We start from the raw sequence: 16,363 nt of genomic DNA on the forward strand, positions 1-16,363 counted from the left end.
TCCCTTTCGGTGAGCGGATGGTGGACGGGCTGCGGCGCGGTGCGAGCCGCAGCCGTACGGCGCGGCATCAGGCCGCCCGTTGGCTGGTGGTGTCGTGGGTGAGCACGCCCTGGGCGGGGATCCCGCGCCATCGGGTCCCGGCGACCAGGTGTTCGCCCTTCATCAGCAGCGAGAGCGAGCCCAACATGACGTCGTCGCCGACGACCGCGTCGTAGAGCACGATGGCGCGGGTGCCGATCGTGGCGCCGGCGCCGACCGTGACGACGGACATCTTCATCACCCGGTCCTCGAACAGGTGGGTCTGCAGCGACACCTCGGTGCCCACGGTCGCGTCGTCGCCGATCTCGACGAGGTCGAACTCGGTGAGGTACGTCGTGCCGATCCAGGTGCGTCTGCCGACGCGGACCCCGAACCAGCGCAGCAGCGGCGGCAGGAACGGCGTGCCGACCAGGAGCCCGATGCCGGCGGGAACCGCCGCGGCCTCGTAGAGGCCGGTGACGAACTCGGTGCGCCGGACGAAGCCGCTCCACAGCGGTTCCACCCGGGGCCGGTAGGTGCCGACGACGTTGCGCTTGGTCGCCGCGCAGAACGCGATCACCGCGACGCTCGACGTCATCGCGACGAACGGCGACACCAGCGCCGGCACGAGCAGGTCCCGACCGTTGGCGAGTTGGGACAGCGCCAGGAGGTAGAGGTAGAAGCTGGCGCCGAGCACCGATGCGGGCAGGGTCGCGCGGAAGAACTCGACGAACAGCCGGCGGGCCACCACGGGGCGCGGCGGGCGGTACGTCACCTCCTCGGAGAAGGAGCCGCTGCTCTGGCGCGCCGGCAGGTGCATCGCAGGTGAACCCAACCAGGACGAGCCCTCCGGGACGCCGTCGTCGGGCGGCAGCGTGCCGACGCCGATCAGGGACCCCTCGCCCAGCACCGTGCCGGCCGGTACGAACGCGGCGTTGCCGACGAAGGCTCGGCTGCCGACCGTGGTGGGCAGGAACGCCATGCGGCCGTTGGCGAACGTCGCGGCGCCGAGGCTGGCCATGTCGGCGACGAAGCTCTCCGATCCCAGGGTGAGCAGGTCCGGGTCCAGGTGCGCGGCGGTGGAGACCTCGGCGCCGCGGCCGACCCGGGCACCGAGCAGTCGCAGCCAGGGCCCGGTGTAGAGGGTCGCGTAGAGCGAGTTGGTGAACATGAGGCTCGACTCGAGCAGCTTGTCGGCGATCCACTTGCGCACGCCGAGCATCGAGTGGATGCGGTGGTGAATGCCGACCGGCACCCGCGGCAGCACGAGACGCTTGCCGGCGGCGACCAACACGCAGACGGTGAGCACGTAGACGATCCCGGCCGGTAGGGTCGCGACCAGGCCGGCGAGCAGACCACGGGTCAGCAGCACCCACCACACCAGCGCCACGCTGGGCAGGACCATCGCGATCGCCCCGAGTTCCAGCCCGACCAGGCCGACCAGCGCGGCGGCGATGTGGTGCACGCGCCAGCCACGCCGCAGGCGGCGGTAGCTGAGCAGCGATTCCACGGTGGGAGCGAGCCGGGGGGTCGGTGCCGGCGGCGAGCCCGCCCAACGCTCCCCGGGTGGCACCGTCTCGCCGTGGACGAGGACGGACTGTTCGCCGAGGCCGGCGTCCACCCCGACCGAGGCGCCGGGCTCGAGGACCGCGTTCGCGCCGACGAAGGCGTCCGCCCCGATCGTGACCGGCCCGACGACGACCCAGCCGTCCTCCGCCCGCCACGGCCGCAGCGAGACGCCGTACCCGACCGAGGCGTCCCGCCCGACGGAGATCAGGGTCGGCAGGCTGATCGCGCTGGTCGCGATCATGGTCCGGCGGCCGATCCGGGCACCGAGCAGCCGCAGGTAGGTCGCCATCAGCGGAGAACCGCTGAGCACGGGCAGCGGCCCGACCGCCAGCAGCGTGTTCAGCGCCCAGAGCCGGACGTAGGTGGGGCCCCACAGGCGGTACCGGCCGGGCCGGATGCCCGCGGCCAACGGCCGGGCCAGCAGCACCGGCAGCACCCACCGCACGCCGAGGTAGCTGAGCAGGATCGCGACCATCAGCTCCACGAGAACGCGGACCGACACGAAACCGTCGTTGCGGGTGTAGACGTAGGAGACGGGGAGCGTGACCGCCAGCAGCAGCAGGTAGATCACCGCCGCCTGGCCGGACCCGGCCAGCGCGATCCGCCGGCTGCTGTGCCGCAGCGGGGCGGGGCGGGGCGGAGCGCTGGGCGCGACGGTCCGATCGGCGGCGCCGAGATGAGCCGCCATGCCTCGTACGGTCGGGTGGGCGTACAGGTCGCGGACCGCCGGGCTCACGCCGACCTTGCGGGCGCGCAGCAGCGACACCACCCGCGCCGCCAGCAGCGAATGCCCTCCGAGGTCGGCGAAGAAGTCCGCCTCGACCGACAGCGCCTCGGACTCGATGCCGAACGCCTCCGCCCACGCCGCGCGTACCTGCTCCTCCAGCTCGCCCTCGGCGGCCACGACGGGGCCGGTGGCGAGGGCGAGCCGGCGGTTCGGCGGGGGCAGCCGCTTCCGGTCGACCTTTCCGCTGGGCATGGTCGGCAGCGCGGTGACGACGTCCAGGAAGGACGGCACCATGTAATTGGGCAGCCGGGTCTGCAGGGTCCGGCACAGCCGGGCGATCAGCTCCGCGTGCCCGCCCTCGTCACCCTCGTGTGCGACGAGGTAGGCGGCCAGCTCGTGGGGGGCGTCCGGGGCGTCGGCGACCGGGACCAGCGCCGCCACGGCCTCGGCCACCCCCGGGTCCTCCAGCAGCACGCTCTCGATCTCACCGAGGTCCACCCGATGGCCACGGATCTTGACCTCGGAGTCCGCCCGGCCCAGGTATTCGATCTCGCCGTCCTCGGTGATCCGCCCGAGGTCCCCGGTGCGGTACAGCCGACCGCCGGGCGGCGCCAGGGCGTGCGCGATGAACCGGTCGGCGGTCAGGTCCGGCCGCCCCACGTACCCGCGCGCCACCCCCGGGCCGCCGATGCAGATCTCACCCACCTCGCCGTCGGCGACCGGCTGCCGCTGCTCGTCCAGCAGCACCACGGAGTAGGTCGGCAGGGGCCGCCCGATGGTGACCGGTCGCCCGGGGAGCAGCTCGCCCCAGGTCGCGGTGACCGTGGCCTCGGTCGGCCCGTAGGTGTTGAGGATTCGCCGGCCGGGCCGGCTCCACCGCTCGACCAGCTGCCCCGGGCAGGCCTCCCCGCCGACGAGCAGGTTGCGGATCCGGGGCAGGTCGCGCGGAACGGTGGCCAGCAGGGTGGGCACGCAGTAGAGGACGGTGACGCGTGCCTCGTCCAGGAAGTCCGCCAGCTCCGCGCCGAGGCGGCGTGAGTCGTTCGGACCGGCCACCAGGGTGGCGCCGACCGACCACGTCGGCCAGATCTCCTCGATCGCGAAGTCGAACGCGATCGTCATGCCCTGGTAGACCCGGTCCGTCGGGCGCACGTCGTACACGCCGGGCACCACGTCGAGGAAGTTGCAGATGCTCGACTGCGCGACGTCGACGCCCTTGGGCCGACCGCTCGACCCGGAGGTGTAGATCACGTAGGCGCCCGGGTCCTGGCTCCCGTCGCCGCCGATTTCCGGCCGGTCGCCGGGCGCGGCGGCGAGTTCGGCAGCGCACTCGTCGACGACGAGGGCCGGCCGGTCGCCCACCCGGTCGGCGAGCGCCGTGGACGTCAACACCAGGTCGACGGCGGAATCCTCGGCGATGTAGGCGACCCGGTCGGCCGGGGACTCGGGGTCGATCGGCACGAACGCCGCGCCGGCCTTCCCCACGCCCAGCAACGCCACGTACGTCTCGACGGAGCGCCGCAGCAGGATGGCCACCCGCGAGCCGTCGCCGACACCGAGCGCGCGCAGGTGGTGGGCCAGCCGGTTGGCGCGCTCGTCCAGCTCGCGGTAGGTCAACCGCGCATCGCCGCACTCGAGCGCGATGGCCGACGGGTTCCGGTCGCACGCGGACTCGAACACGTGGTGCAGGCGCCGCGTACGCCTGACGCCGCCCTCGTCCCACGGCTTCCGCACGGCATCGACGACCAGCGAGCCGATCGCGACGCGCGCCTCCGCGTCCGGAAGACGCTCCGGCGCCGGGGGAGACGTGGGCGTACCGGTGAGACCTACCTGTTCCACGGAACCGCGAACCTCCTGCGTCGATTACGAGCAAGCAACCGGTGCCGTGCGGTGGACGCCTGTGCGGACCCCCGTCATCACCGGACCGGTGGCAGGGATGTCCGACAGAAGCCCCTCCGCAGGGCAGGTGCGATGGACAGCGATATCGCCGTGAAGCCCGCGAGGCGTCACGGAAGTGCCAAATCGTCGTGACGGGTGTCGGCTGAACCGCCGACCGCCGCCGGGATCAGTCGGCGTTTGCGCCTGCTACCGGCCGGGGCTGATCGGTCGCGTGCAGGTGTGGCTGGGCGTCGACACACCGAGGGCCGCGGGTCGGGAGCGCCGGTCCCGACCGGACAGTGGTCGCGACGACCGAGAGGTGCGTCAGGGGGCCTGCCGTGGCGCGGACGCCGCTGCGCCGGGCCGGTCGATGTCGCCGCCGGGTGGCGTCGACGAGGTCCGGGTCGGCGCCGGAGCGGGCGGCGCCGGAAAGTCCCTTGAGGACGGCGGGTGACCCACCGTCGTGAATGTAAACGACCACTCGGACGAGAGTAGGGAGGCAATTAGAGCTTTATGTCGGGTTATGCGGTGTTGCGTGACTCGCGGTCTCCAGAAGGTGAACATCCGGATGAACGGGCTGTCCGGCGACGCCGATGACGATCGGCGCAGGCCGTCGAATATGGAATGACGAGGCATGAACCGCGCGCCGGTTAGGGGGTGGCCGACCGGGAAGTTCGGCCGGCCGCCGGTTCGCGGCGGCGGTCGATCCGCACCGTTTGCGCAGGATGACGGACCGTAAGATGTCGGATGTAAACCATCCGTTCGGTGTCGCGTAGGTCGGAAATCTGACCGAAGTCGACCCGTTGTGCCAGTGGTGTGGGGTGGTTAAGCTCTTCATGCGCGCCCCAATCGCCCGCTTCCCCCGTGGCAGGCGATCGGGGCGCGCTTCTACGTCGACGGGCCCGCACGCCACGCGTGCGGGCCCGTTCTCGCGCGCCCGCCGCGCCCCCGGGGGCCCCGGAGCCGCGGCGGGACGCGCGTCTTCGGTCAGATCCAGCGGCCGTCCAGCCACATCCGCGCCGACCACTCGGCGTACGGGAGCAGCTTGCCGACGAAGATCGGATGGAAGTACGCGAAGCAGAGCGCGACCAGCAGCACGTACGCCCCGGCGATCACCCCGCCCACGAGCCGGCGGTCCTGGCCGGCGTCGAGCGGCGCGACGGTGCCGCCTCCGGGCGGGCCGGCGGGTGTGACGATCGCACCGAGCACGTAGACCACCGCCAGCACCAGGAACGGCAGCACCGGCGCGGTGTAGAAGGAGAACATCGTCCGGCCGTCCAGCGCGAACCAGAACCAGGGCAGCAGGCCGGCCGCCACGACGAGCAGGATCGCGCCGGCCCGCCAGTCCCGCCGGGCCAGGCCCAGCCACGCCAGCGCCACCAGGGCGGGCAGGAACGACCACCAGAGCAGGGGCGTGCCGAGCAGCAGGACCTCCGAGGCGCAGCTCGGCGCGCCGCAGGCCCCGTTGCCCGACCAGTAGAAGGCGACCGGTCGGCCCAGCAGCAGCCACTGCCACGGCCACGACTGGTACTTGTGCCCCTCGTCCAGAGTCCGGTGGAAGCCGTACGCCGCCTTGTGGTACTCGACGAGGTTGTGCAGCGCGCCGATGACCGGGGTGTCGCTCAGCGGCGCGTTCGGGTACCGCTCCGCGAGCCGGTAGTAGCCGTCGTCGCCGAGCAGCCAGCCGGACCAGGTGGCGAGGTAGGTGACCACCATCAGTACCCCGGCCAGCACCAGCCAGGGCAGCTCGTCGAGGAGGGTGTCCCGCCACGGCCGACGGGCACCCGCGGAGCGGCGGACCCCGACCTCCCAGAGGATCACCAGCAGCGCGAACACGGGCAGGAAGTAGAGCGCGCTCCACTTCACCGCGCAGGCACCGCCGAACAGCACCCCGGCGGCCAGCCGCCACCACGGCCAGTTCCGCCAGCCGCCCGCCGGCCGCCCGGCCCGCCCCGGCCGGCCCGGGTCGAGGCCCGCCTCCAGCGCCCGGGCCCACCGGCGGCGCCGGGCGTCCCGGTCCAGCACCAGGGCGCCGAACGTGGCCAGCACGAAGAACAGCAGGAAGATGTCGAGCAGCGCCGTGCGGGACAGCACCAGATGGAAGCCGTCCAGCGCGAGCAGCAGGCCGGCCGCGCAGCCGAGCGCGGTCGAGCGGAACATCCGCCGGCCGATGCGGACCAACATCAGCACCGACAGGGTGCCGACGACCGCCGCCGAGAACCGCCAGCCGAACTCCGGGGCGGTGGTCATCAGGTGCCCCGGCACGGAGATGCCGTGCTCGGCGTCCGAGTAGCCGAAGGCCCACTCGCCGAGCCCGATCAGCCACTTGCCGAGCGGCGGGTGGACCACGTACGAGGGGCCGTTGTCCTGGTAGTTCCACTCGACGCCCTTGTCGACCAGGGCCCAGCCCTCGCGGGCGTAGTAGATCTCGTCGAAGATCTTCCCGGGCGGATGGCTCAGGCCGACGAACCGCAGGATCGCCGCGATCGCGACGATCACGCCGGTGGCCAGCCAGGAGCGCCCGTCCAGCCGGGCCTCCACGGTCGCCAGCCGGCGCCGGACGATGCCGGGAACGCCGCCGCCGGGAGCCGGGGACGATCCTTCCGGTGGCGATCCCGTCGTGGGATCGGGTCCCGCCTGGTCCGCGCTCTGTGCTGTCGACGCACTCGTCACCCGGCGATCGTAGGCTGCCAAGGTGCCCGGTGGCGCCCGTCGTCTCCGATACCGGCACCCCTGTCGATGAAGGAGCCGTTCCCGTGGGTGAAATGTCCGACACCGGGCGCCTGATCCTCCTCGGCGCGCCGCTCGGCAACCCGGCCGACGCCTCGGCCCGCTTCCGTGAGGTGCTCGCCGCCGCCGACGTGGTGGCCGCCGAGGACACCCGCCGGCTCACCCGCCTGGCCCGCGACCTGGACGTCACCGTGGCGGGGCGGATCGTCTCCTACTTCGAGGGCAACGAGGAGCGGCGCACCCCCGAGCTGGCCGAGGTGTTGACCGCCGGCTACGTGGTCGCCCTGGTCACCGACGGCGGCATGCCGAGCGTCTCCGACCCCGGCTACCGGCTGGTGCGGGCCGCCCTGGACGCCGGCGTGCCGGTCACCGCCGCGCCCGGCCCGAGCGCCGTCACCACCGCGCTGGCGCTGTCCGGGCTGCCCTGCGACCGGTTCTGCTTCGAGGGCTTCCTGCCGCGCACCCCCGGCGCCCGCCGGTCCCGGCTGCGGGCGCTCGCCGCCGAGGAACGGACGTTGGTCTTCTTCGAGGCGCCGCACCGGATCGCGGGCGCGCTCGCCGACCTGGCCGCCGCGTTCGGCGCCGACCGGCCCGCCGCGCTGTGCCGCGAGCTGACCAAGACGTACGAGGAGATCGTCCGCCGCCCGCTCGGCGAGCTGGCCGACTGGGCCGCCGCGGGGGAGCCCCGCGGCGAGATCACCCTCGTGGTGGCGGGCGCGCCCGAGACGGCCCCGGAACGCCCCGACGACGACACCCTGCGGGCCGCCGTCGCCGCCCGGGAGGCCGCTGGCCTGTCCCGGCGGGACGCGATCACCGAGGTCGCCACGGAGTACGGCCTGCGCCGGCGCGACGTCTACGGCGTCGTGCACGCCTGAGCCCCGGCCGGCACCACGCCGGCTGCTCGGGTGTGTCCTCGGGCCCGGCGCTCGGCCCGCCCCGGCTGTGCACTCCGGCCCGGCGCTTGGCTGCTCGGCGCACCGTGGGCCTCGCCGGGCCGTCCCGGGGCGCTCGGGGCACCATCGGGGTTCACCAGGCGGCGACGAGGAAACCGGCGGTGATCACCAGCGGGCCGGCCAGCGCGCCGGCCACCGCCCAGCGGCGGGCGCGAGGATCGGCGAACCGGGTCGAACCCGTCCACCGGGCGATCCCGGCGGCGCAGCCCAGCACCACCAGCAGGCCGAGCAGCCAGCGCAGGTGCGCGGCCCGGCCGGTGTCCGCGTACGCGGTGCCGCCCTGCGGGCCCGTCATCCGGGCCGGCAGCGTCGTGCCGGTCGCGGTGCGCTCCGCGGTCACCCCGCTCACCCGCACGCCGTGCGCGGTCCACGTCTCGTCGGCGGAGACGAAGTTGCCCCGGCAGCGCTGCGTGAGCCCACCGCCGGTGCAGTCGGCGATCACCACCGTGCCCCGGGTGGCGTGCCCCACCGCCAGCCAGAACGGGCCGGCGCTGACCCAGGCGAAGAACGCCGCCACCAGGCTCAACGCCAGCAGCGCGGCCAACCCCGGCAGCGGATCGGGCGGACGCGGGGTGCGCCGGAACCGTCGCCGCGCGGCATCCTCCCGGGTGGACCGCTGCCGCTCGTGCGGCGACTCCTCCCGGATCGGCGTGCCGTCCCAGTGCACCAACTCGATCGGCGGCCAGTACGCCGCGTCGCCGCCGTCGGTCCCTTCCCCGGCCCCGCCCTCGCCGTCCGGCGTACGCCCGCCGTCGTCCCGGTCAGGCGTACCGTCGGCCAGGGATCGGCCCCGGCGGGGCCAGCGGTTCGGCTGCCGGACCGGGGCCCGGCGGGGCAGGGCGTCAACCGGCGCCCCGGTCGTGGGCTCCACCTCGACGGCGGGCGCGGGAGGCGGCGAGGCCGCGACCGCGCCGGCGGGCGGTTGCGGCGGCGGCTCCGGCGGCGGCTCCGGCGGCGCGGCGGCCGGAACCACCCGCGGGTGCGGCGCGAGGGTGCCGCGCGCCGCCCTTGTCCCGCCGCCGTCCGCCGGGCCGGAGGGACGGTCGTCACGATCCCGGGCCGCTCGTCTGCTAGTCACGGCGTTCATTGCACCCCGCAACCCGCACGCGAACGGGCAGCTCAGGCCGCGTGTCGGCGACAAATCGGACAAATAGCGGACCCGATCCGGCCGGTCCGCCGACCCGCGAGCCCTATTGATTCGCGATCACCCGAAGCGGGTCACTAGGCTTGCTGGCCATGAGTCACGTTCTCGCGGCGGTTGCCTGGCCGTATGCCAACGGCCCGCGCCACATCGGCCACGTCTCCGGTTTCGGCGTTCCCTCCGACGTCTTCAGCCGGTACATGCGGATGGCCGGCCACGACGTGCTCATGGTGTCGGGCACCGACGAGCACGGCACCCCCATCCAGGTGCAGGCGGACGCCGACGGCGTCACCCCGCGCGAGCTGGCCGACCGCTACAACCGGGTGATCGTCGAGGACCTGCACGGCCTCGGGCTCTCCTACGACCTGTTCACCCGCACCACCACCCGCAACCACTACGCGGTGGTGCAGGAGCTGTTCGAGGGGATGTACCGCAACGGGTACATCGTCCCGAAGACCACCATGGGCGCGATCTCCCCGTCCACCGGCCGGACCCTGCCCGACCGCTACATCGAGGGCACCTGCCCGATCTGCGGCTACGACAGCGCCCGCGGCGACCAGTGTGACAACTGCGGCAACCAGCTCGACCCGATCGACCTGATCGACCCGAAGTCGCGGATCAACGGGGAGACCCCGAAGTTCGTCGAGACCGAGCACTTCTTCCTGGACCTGCCCGCCCTGGCCGACGTGCTGCGGCGGTGGCTGGACACCCGCGAGGGCTGGCGGCCCAACGTGCTGCGCTTCTCGCGGAACCTGCTCGACGACCTCCAGCCCCGGGCCATCACCCGGGACCTGGAGTGGGGCGTGCCGATCCCGCTCGACGGCTGGCGGGACCGCCCCGACAAGCGCATCTACGTCTGGTTCGACGCGGTGATTGGCTACCTCTCCGCCTCGATCGAGTGGGCCCGCCGCTCCGGCGACCCCGAGGCGTGGCGCAGGTGGTGGTCCGCCGACGCCGAAGGCAAGGACGCCCGCGCCTACTACTTCATGGGCAAGGACAACATCGTCTTCCACTCGGTGATCTGGCCGGCGCTGCTCTCCGGCTACTCCGGCGAGGGTGACCGCGACGGCCAGCCGGGCGAGCTGGGCCGGCTCAACCTGCCCACCGAGGTGGTCTCCAGCGAGTACCTGACCATGGAGGGGCGCAAGTTCTCCTCCTCCCGGCGGGTCGTCATCTACGTCCGGGACTTCCTGGAGCGGTACGACGCCGACGCGCTGCGCTACTTCATCGCCGCCGCCGGCCCGGAGAGCAACGACACCGACTTCACCTGGGCCGAATTCCTCCGCCGCAACAACGACGAGCTGGTCGCCGGCTGGGGCAACCTGGTCAACCGCTCCATCTCGATGGCGGCGAAGAACTTCGGCGCGATCCCGCCCGTCGACCCGGCCGGGCTCACCGAGGCCGACGAGGCGCTGCTCGCGGTCGCCCGGGCCGGCTTCGCGACGGTCGGCGACCTGATCGCCCGGCACCGGCAGAAGCAGGCCATCGGCGAGGCGATGCGGGTGGTCGCCGAGGCCAACAAGTACCTCTCCGAGCAGGCCCCGTGGAAGCTCAAGGGCGAGGCCGACAAGCCCCGGATGGGCACCATCCTGCACGTCGCCCTCCAGGTGGTCAGCGACGCCAACACGCTGCTCACCCCGTTCCTGCCGCACTCCGCGCAGAAGGTGCACGAGCTGCTCGGCGGCTCCGGCGTGCACGCCCCGATGCCGGTCATCGAGGAGGTCGACGACCTCGACGGCGGGCCCGCGTACCCGGTGCTGACCGGTGACTACTCGGTCGGCGCGCGCTGGGAGCCCGTGCCGCTGGAGGTGGGCCGGGCGTTGGCCGCACCGAAGCCGGTCTTCCGCAAGCTCGACCCGTCGATCGTCGACGAGGAGCTGGCCCGCCTGGCCGGCTGATCCCCGAGCGTGCCGACGGGCGCGACCCGAGGGGGTCGCGCCCGTCGTCGTCCGTGCCAGGCCGTGCGGCTGTGCTTCCCGGGCGGGGCGGTCAGGCCCGCGCCATCGCCGGCGCGCCGATGAAGTCCATGATGCTGCGGTTCACCTCGGGCGCGTTCGTCCAGGGGATGCCGTGCGGCGCGCCCTTCAGGGTGACCAACTGGCTGCCGGCCAGCATCGGTTGCAGCCGCTGACCGGTCTTCGGGTACGGCAGCACCGCGTCGGAGTCACCCTGCACGATCAGTACCGGCACGTCGATGCGGGACACGTCGCCCCGGAAGTCGGTCTGCCAGGCGTCCACGCTGTCGTGGGTGCCCTTCGCCGAGGCCCGGGCGCCGATCTCCCAGTGCGCCCGGAACGCCTCCTCGCTGACCAGCCTGCCCCTGTTCTCCTGATAGTTGAAGAACGCCTCGCAGAAGGTGGTGAGGTACGCGAAACGGTCGTCGAGGATGGCCTGCTGGAAGCCCTGGAAGAGGCTCTTCTCGACCCCCTCCGGGTTGTCCGAGGTCTTCAGCAGGAACGGCGCGAGCGGGGCCAGCAGCACCGCCCGGTCGACCCGCTGCGAGCCGTACACGCCCAGGTAGCGGGTCACCTCGCCGGTGCCCATCGAGTGGCCGACCAGGATCGCGTCGCGCAGGTCCAGCTCGGTCATCAGCACGTCCAGGTCGGCGGCGAACGTGTCGTAGTCGTACCCGAACGCCGGTTGGGCGGAAGCGCCGAAACCCCGCCGGTCGTACGTGATCGTCCGGTATCCGGCGGCCAGCAGCGGCCCGGTCTGCTTCTCCCAGGTCGCCCCGTTGAACGGGAAGCCGTGGATCAGCACGATCGGCTGACCGGAGCCGTGGTCCTCGTAGTACAGGTCGATGGGGGCCGAGTTCTCCGTCCCCACGGTGATGAAAGGCATGCGCGTCTCCTGGTCACATGACGGCTGGACGCGTGCGGGTTCCCGCCCCGTCCCCGGTTATGCCGGCGAGATCCGGCACGCGTCGGGTCAGAGCCGGTACGGCAGGTCCACCACCCGGTCCTCGGTGACCTCGGCGGCCGGCGCCCACGCCTCGTAGACGCCCCGCTCCTGGCACTGCGCCCCGGTCTCCGCCACCGCGTCCGGATCCGGTCGGCGCAGCCGCAGGCGGAGCCAGCCGGTTTCCTCCCGCAGCACCAGGCAGGGCACGCCCCGCCAGTCGGCCAGCCGCAGCCGGCGGGCCGCCCACTCGACCGGGTACCGGGCGGCGCGGGTCATCGCCAGCACCCGGAACCCGCCGGGCAGGTCGGCCACCGCCTCGTAGTCACCGCCGGCGTAGCCGCCGACCAGCCGGGTGGAGTGGGGCGCCTCGCCCGTCGGCACGTACTCCTGGTCGGGGGAGAGCCCCGGCACCGCCGCGAGCAGGTGCCGCCACTGCGGGCCGACCATCCGCAGCCAGCCGCGCTGCTCGGCCTGGTAGCTGTAGAGCACCACCTCCACGCCGTCGGCCGGGTAGGCGAGCAGGGTGGCGTTCGCCGGCATCGGCAGGTCCGCGAAGTCCCGCGTGACGAACTCCGGGACGAGCTGACCGTTGCTCGGCACGAACCCCGTGCCGAGGACCGCCGCGCCGAGCCGGTCGCGGGGCGCCAGCGCCGTCAGGCCGCGGTGCGCCGCGCCGACCGGCACGTCGTAGTCGCCCGGGTCGGCGGCCCGCCAGCGCAGCGCGTACGTCACGTCCGCGCCGTCCCGGGCGTCCGCGCCGTCGGTGCGCAGCACCGTCGTCGCCGCCGGGGTACGCAGGTGCGCCACGTCGTGCTCCCGGTAGCAGAAGCCGTGCGGCAGCCACCCGCGCACGTAACCGGCGAGCTGCCGGGCGGAGAGCACCTTCACCATCCGGGTGCCGCGCCGGACCACCGCCGAGGCGCGCACCGCCGCCAGCGTCGGGTCGCCGGCCGCCGTCGGCTGCTGGCTGAGCTGCTGCACGTACGACCAGCCCCGCTCCCGGTGCAGCGGCACCAGCAGCGGCGCCTCCGGCTCCTCGACCGGCTCCGTCGCCGGATGCACGTCGCTGACCTCGGTGGCGTGCACGAACCTGCGCCACGGCCGGGTCGTGCCGGGACGGGACCACTCGAAGCCGGGCGCCTCGGCCGCGCTGGACAACTCGTACGCCGCGCCCCGGGCGATCTCCTCCGCCGGGTACACCGCGCCCCCGTACGTGACGAAAAGGCCGTTTCCGCTGGTCTGAGGGGTGACGGTCACCCCGCTGACGCTAGGCCCGACATGTGCCGAGTCGGTGAACGGCCGGTGGCGTCCCCGCGACGCGGGCCGCCGACGGTGTGTGATGCTGGCCTGCGATGAGCGAGCCCACCGAAACCCGCAAGCAGCGCGCCGCCCGCCGGGCCGGGGAGTTCCCGCCCGCCCCCGAGCCGCTGCCCCGCCCCGTGCTGGACAGCCACACCCACCTCGACATCACCGTCAGCGAGGCCGGTGTGCCCCCGCACGGCGCGACGGGCGAGCCGGGGGCGCGGGCAGCTGCCGACTCGAGCGGCGGCCCCGCCGCGGACCCCGTCGCCGCGGTCGTCGCCGTCGCCGCCTCCGTGGGCGTCGACCGGCTGGTGCAGGTCGGGGTGGACGTGGCGTCGTCCCGTTGGGGCGCCGACGTCGCCGACGCCCATCCGGCCGTGCTGGCCACCGTGGCGCTGCACCCGAACGAGGCGCCCCGCCTGGCCGACCTCGACGAGGCGCTGCGCGAGATCGAGGCGCTCGCCGCCCGCGACCGGGTACGCGGCATCGGCGAGACCGGGATGGACTTCTTCCGCACCGGCGAGGAGGGGCGGGCCGTGCAGGAGGAGAGCTTCCGCGCGCACATCGCCATCGCCAAGCGGTACGGCAAGGCGCTGGTCATCCACGACCGGGACGCGCACGCCGACGTGCTGCGGATCCTCGACGACGAGGGTGCGCCCGACACCGTGGTGCTGCACTGCTTCTCCGGCGACGCCGACTTCGCCGCCGAGTGCGTCCGCCGCGGCTACCTGCTCAGCTTCGCCGGCACCGTCACCTTCGGCAGCGCCGGGGCGCTGCGCGAGGCCGCCGCGCTGACCCCGCTCGACCAGATCCTGGTGGAGACCGACGCGCCGTACCTGACCCCGATGCCGCACCGCGGCCGGCCCAACGCGTCGTACCTGATCCCGCTGACCGTCCGGGCGCTGGCCGAGACGACCGGCGCGGACCTGGACGATCTCTGCGCCGCCATCTCCGCCACCGGCGACCGCGTCTTCGGCCCGTGGTGACCGGCAGGTCCCCCGCCACGGGCCCCCTCCGCACGCCCGTGCCGGCCCGCATAGGCTACGGGGCGTGACCGGTCTCCTCGGCCCGGCGGAGATCCGGGAACTGGCCGCCCGGCTGGGCGTCGCCCCCACCAAGAGGCTCGGCCAGAACTTCGTGCACGACCCCAACACGGTGCGGCGCATCGTCACCGCCGCCGGGCTGACCCCGGACGACGTGGCACTGGAGGTCGGCCCCGGGCTCGGCTCGCTCACCCTGGCCCTGCTCCCCGCCGCCGCCCACGTGCACGCCGTGGAGATCGATTCGACGCTGGCCGGCGCGCTGCCGGAGACCGCCGCCCGGCACGCCGGCCCGGACGCCGCCCGGCTCACCGTGCACCACGCCGACGCGCTGCGCGTACGCGCCGCCGACCTGGCCGACCCGGCGCCGACCGCGCTGGTGGCGAACCTGCCCTACAACGTGGCCGTGCCGGTGGTGCTGCACCTGCTCGCCGAGCTGCCCAGCCTCCGGCACGGCCTGGTGATGGTGCAGAAGGAGGTCGCCGACCGGCTCGTCGCCGGTCCCGGCTCCAAGGTGTACGGCGTCCCGTCGGTCAAGCTCGCCTGGTACTCCCGCGCCCGCGCCGCCGGGAAGGTCCCGCCGAACGTGTTCTGGCCGGTGCCGAACGTCGACTCCGGACTGGTCGCCTTCACCCGCCGCGAGCCGCCCCGCGACGACGTACCCCGGGAACGGGTCTTCGCCGTGGTGGACGCGGCGTTCGCGCAGCGCCGCAAGACCCTGCGCGCCGCGCTGGCCGGCTGGGCCGGCGGCGCGGACCGGGCCGCCGCCGCGCTCACCGCCGCCGGCGTCGACCCCGGCGCGCGCGGCGAGTCACTCTCCGTCGAGCAGTTCGCCGCCATCGCCGCGTCGGCCCCGGCCGCCCCGTCCGCCGCACAGTAGGCTGACGCCGTGCCCGCCCCGGGCCATCCGCACGTGTACGCGTACGACCTGGTCGACGGCCGGTGCGTGCCGGCCGCCGACGCCGCCGAGGAGCTGATCGTGGAGAAGCCGTTCGACATCCGCCTGCGCCCGCGGGACACCGCCCCGTGACCGAGGCCTGGGGACCGGACGACGAGGACGAGCAGCGGCGGCGCGGCGCCAGCGGACCGGTGCGGGTCCGGGTACCCGCCAAGGTCAACCTGCACCTCGGGGTGGGGCCGCTGCGCCGCGACGGCTACCACGAGCTGAACACCGTCTACCACGCCATCTCCATCCACGACGAGCTGACCGCCCGCCGGGGCGACACGCTCACCCTCACCATGGAGGGCGAGGGCGCCGGCGAGCTGGCCCTGGACGACTCCAACCTGGTCATCCGGGCGGCCCACGCCCTCGCCGGGTACGCCGGGGTGACGCCGCACGCCCGGCTGCACCTGCGCAAGCAGATCCCGCTGGCCGGCGGGCTGGCCGGGGGCAGCGCCGACGCCGCCGCCGCACTGGTCGCCTGCGACGCGCTCTGGGGCACCGGGCTGTCCCGCGACGAGCTGGCCGGGATCGCCGCCGACCTGGGCTCCGACGTGCCGTTCCTGATCCACGGCGGCACGGCGCTCGGCACCGGCCGGGGAGAGGCGGTCAGCCCCGTGCTGGCCCGCCCCACGTCCTGGCACTGGGTGGTCGCCGTCGCCGACGGCGGTCTCTCCACCCCGGCCGCCTACCGCGAACTGGACCGGCTCCGCGACGCCGGCACCGCCGGGGCGCCGCTGGGCAGCACCGACGGGCTGCTCGCGGCGCTGCGCCAGCGGGACCCGCGGGTGCTCGCCGCGACCCTCGGCAACGACCTCCAGGACGCCGCCCTGGCCATGCGCCCGTCGCTGGCGGCGACGCTGAAGGCCGGCGAGGCGGCCGGCGCGCTCGCCGGCATCGTCTCCGGCTCGGGGCCGACCTGCGTCTTCCTCGCGCTGGACGCCGCCGACGCCGAGCGGATCGCCGCCGAGCTGGCGTCGGCCGGGGTGTGCCGCGAGGCACGGACCGCCCACGGCCCGGTCGCCGGCGCCCGCATCGTCTGACCGCCGGCGCTCCGGCGCCCGCTGACCAGGAACAAGCCGGCCGCCCCGTTGGTTGACCCGCGGCGGGCCCGGCTCCGGCCGGGGCGGGCCCCGGCGCCCGCGTACGCTGGGAGGCTCAGGC

The 16,363-nt window shown here is 74.2% G+C and carries 11 protein-coding genes; 6 read left to right on the plus strand and 5 right to left on the minus strand.

Going from position 1 to position 16,363, the window contains the following annotated elements:
- Window positions 1–67 precede the first annotated feature (67 nt).
- A complete protein-coding gene (locus ACGF5G_RS02580) occupies window positions 68–4,153 on the minus strand; it encodes a Pls/PosA family non-ribosomal peptide synthetase (protein WP_393258305.1) in 4,086 nt (1,361 codons plus the stop codon).
- A 1,026-nt stretch (window positions 4,154–5,179) separates the two neighbouring features.
- Window positions 5,180–6,865, minus strand: coding sequence for a dolichyl-phosphate-mannose--protein mannosyltransferase (locus tag ACGF5G_RS02585; RefSeq protein WP_393258308.1), 1,686 nt, complete (start codon window positions 6,863–6,865; stop codon window positions 5,180–5,182).
- A gap of 92 nt (window positions 6,866–6,957) precedes the next feature.
- Between ACGF5G_RS02585 and rsmI the strand changes: the two genes are divergently transcribed.
- A complete protein-coding gene (rsmI, locus tag ACGF5G_RS02590) occupies window positions 6,958–7,797 on the plus strand; it encodes a 16S rRNA (cytidine(1402)-2'-O)-methyltransferase (RefSeq protein ID WP_393259192.1) in 840 nt (279 codons plus the stop codon).
- A gap of 151 nt (window positions 7,798–7,948) precedes the next feature.
- On the opposite strand, the gene ACGF5G_RS02595 is transcribed toward rsmI, so the two are convergent.
- Complete coding sequence (locus ACGF5G_RS02595) at window positions 7,949–8,962, minus strand: hypothetical protein (protein ID WP_393258311.1); 1,014 nt, start codon at window positions 8,960–8,962, stop codon at window positions 7,949–7,951.
- A gap of 149 nt (window positions 8,963–9,111) precedes the next feature.
- Here ACGF5G_RS02595 and metG point away from each other — a divergent pair, with 149 nt between their 5' ends.
- Window positions 9,112–10,914 (plus strand): methionine--tRNA ligase, encoded by a 1,803-nt coding sequence (gene metG / locus ACGF5G_RS02600; protein ID WP_393258314.1) that lies wholly within the window; start codon window positions 9,112–9,114, stop codon window positions 10,912–10,914.
- Between the two features lie 91 nt (window positions 10,915–11,005).
- Here metG and ACGF5G_RS02605 read toward each other — a convergent pair whose 3' ends face one another.
- Window positions 11,006–11,857 (minus strand): alpha/beta fold hydrolase, encoded by an 852-nt coding sequence (locus tag ACGF5G_RS02605; RefSeq protein ID WP_393258316.1) that lies wholly within the window; start codon window positions 11,855–11,857, stop codon window positions 11,006–11,008.
- Between the two features lie 87 nt (window positions 11,858–11,944).
- Entirely contained in the window at window positions 11,945–13,174 is a 1,230-nt protein-coding gene (locus ACGF5G_RS02610; RefSeq protein WP_393258319.1) for a hypothetical protein, read from the minus strand.
- 95 nt (window positions 13,175–13,269) lie between these two features.
- On the opposite strand from ACGF5G_RS02610, the gene ACGF5G_RS02615 reads away from it, so the two are divergent.
- The 4 genes from ACGF5G_RS02615 (at window position 13,270) to ACGF5G_RS02630 (ending at window position 16,242) form a co-directional block, all read left to right on the plus strand.
- The gene (locus ACGF5G_RS02615; RefSeq protein ID WP_393258322.1) at window positions 13,270–14,205 is read left to right on the plus strand and encodes a TatD family hydrolase; all 936 of its coding nucleotides are present in this window, start codon (window positions 13,270–13,272) and stop codon (window positions 14,203–14,205) included.
- Between the two features lie 64 nt (window positions 14,206–14,269).
- Window positions 14,270–15,139, plus strand: coding sequence for a 16S rRNA (adenine(1518)-N(6)/adenine(1519)-N(6))-dimethyltransferase RsmA (gene rsmA / locus ACGF5G_RS02620; RefSeq protein WP_393258325.1), 870 nt, complete (start codon window positions 14,270–14,272; stop codon window positions 15,137–15,139).
- A 9-nt stretch (window positions 15,140–15,148) separates the two neighbouring features.
- On the plus strand, window positions 15,149–15,289 hold the full coding sequence (locus ACGF5G_RS02625) for a hypothetical protein (protein WP_357457253.1): 141 nt from the start codon (window positions 15,149–15,151) through the stop codon (window positions 15,287–15,289).
- Window positions 15,286–16,242, plus strand: coding sequence for a 4-(cytidine 5'-diphospho)-2-C-methyl-D-erythritol kinase (locus ACGF5G_RS02630; protein ID WP_393258328.1), 957 nt, complete (start codon window positions 15,286–15,288; stop codon window positions 16,240–16,242). Before ACGF5G_RS02625 ends, ACGF5G_RS02630 begins: the two co-directional genes overlap by 4 nt.
- Window positions 16,243–16,363 lie beyond the last annotated feature (121 nt).

This window comes from Micromonospora sp. NPDC047730 (assembly GCF_043204765.1).
In the GTDB taxonomy this organism is placed as follows: Bacteria; Actinomycetota; Actinomycetes; order Mycobacteriales; family Micromonosporaceae; genus Micromonospora.

What these genes read in the sequence shown, in the direction of transcription:
- ACGF5G_RS02595 (WP_393258311.1), bottom strand. Translation starts at nt 8,962, where the DNA reads ATGAACGCCGTGACTAGCAGACGAGCGGCCCGGGATCGTGACGACCGT.
- ACGF5G_RS02605 (WP_393258316.1), bottom strand. Translation starts at nt 11,857, where the DNA reads ATGCCTTTCATCACCGTGGGGACGGAGAACTCGGCCCCCATCGACCTG.
- rsmI (WP_393259192.1), top strand. Translation starts at nt 6,958, where the DNA reads ATGTCCGACACCGGGCGCCTGATCCTCCTCGGCGCGCCGCTCGGCAAC.
- metG (WP_393258314.1), top strand. Translation starts at nt 9,112, where the DNA reads ATGAGTCACGTTCTCGCGGCGGTTGCCTGGCCGTATGCCAACGGCCCG.
- ACGF5G_RS02615 (WP_393258322.1), top strand. Translation starts at nt 13,270, where the DNA reads ATGAGCGAGCCCACCGAAACCCGCAAGCAGCGCGCCGCCCGCCGGGCC.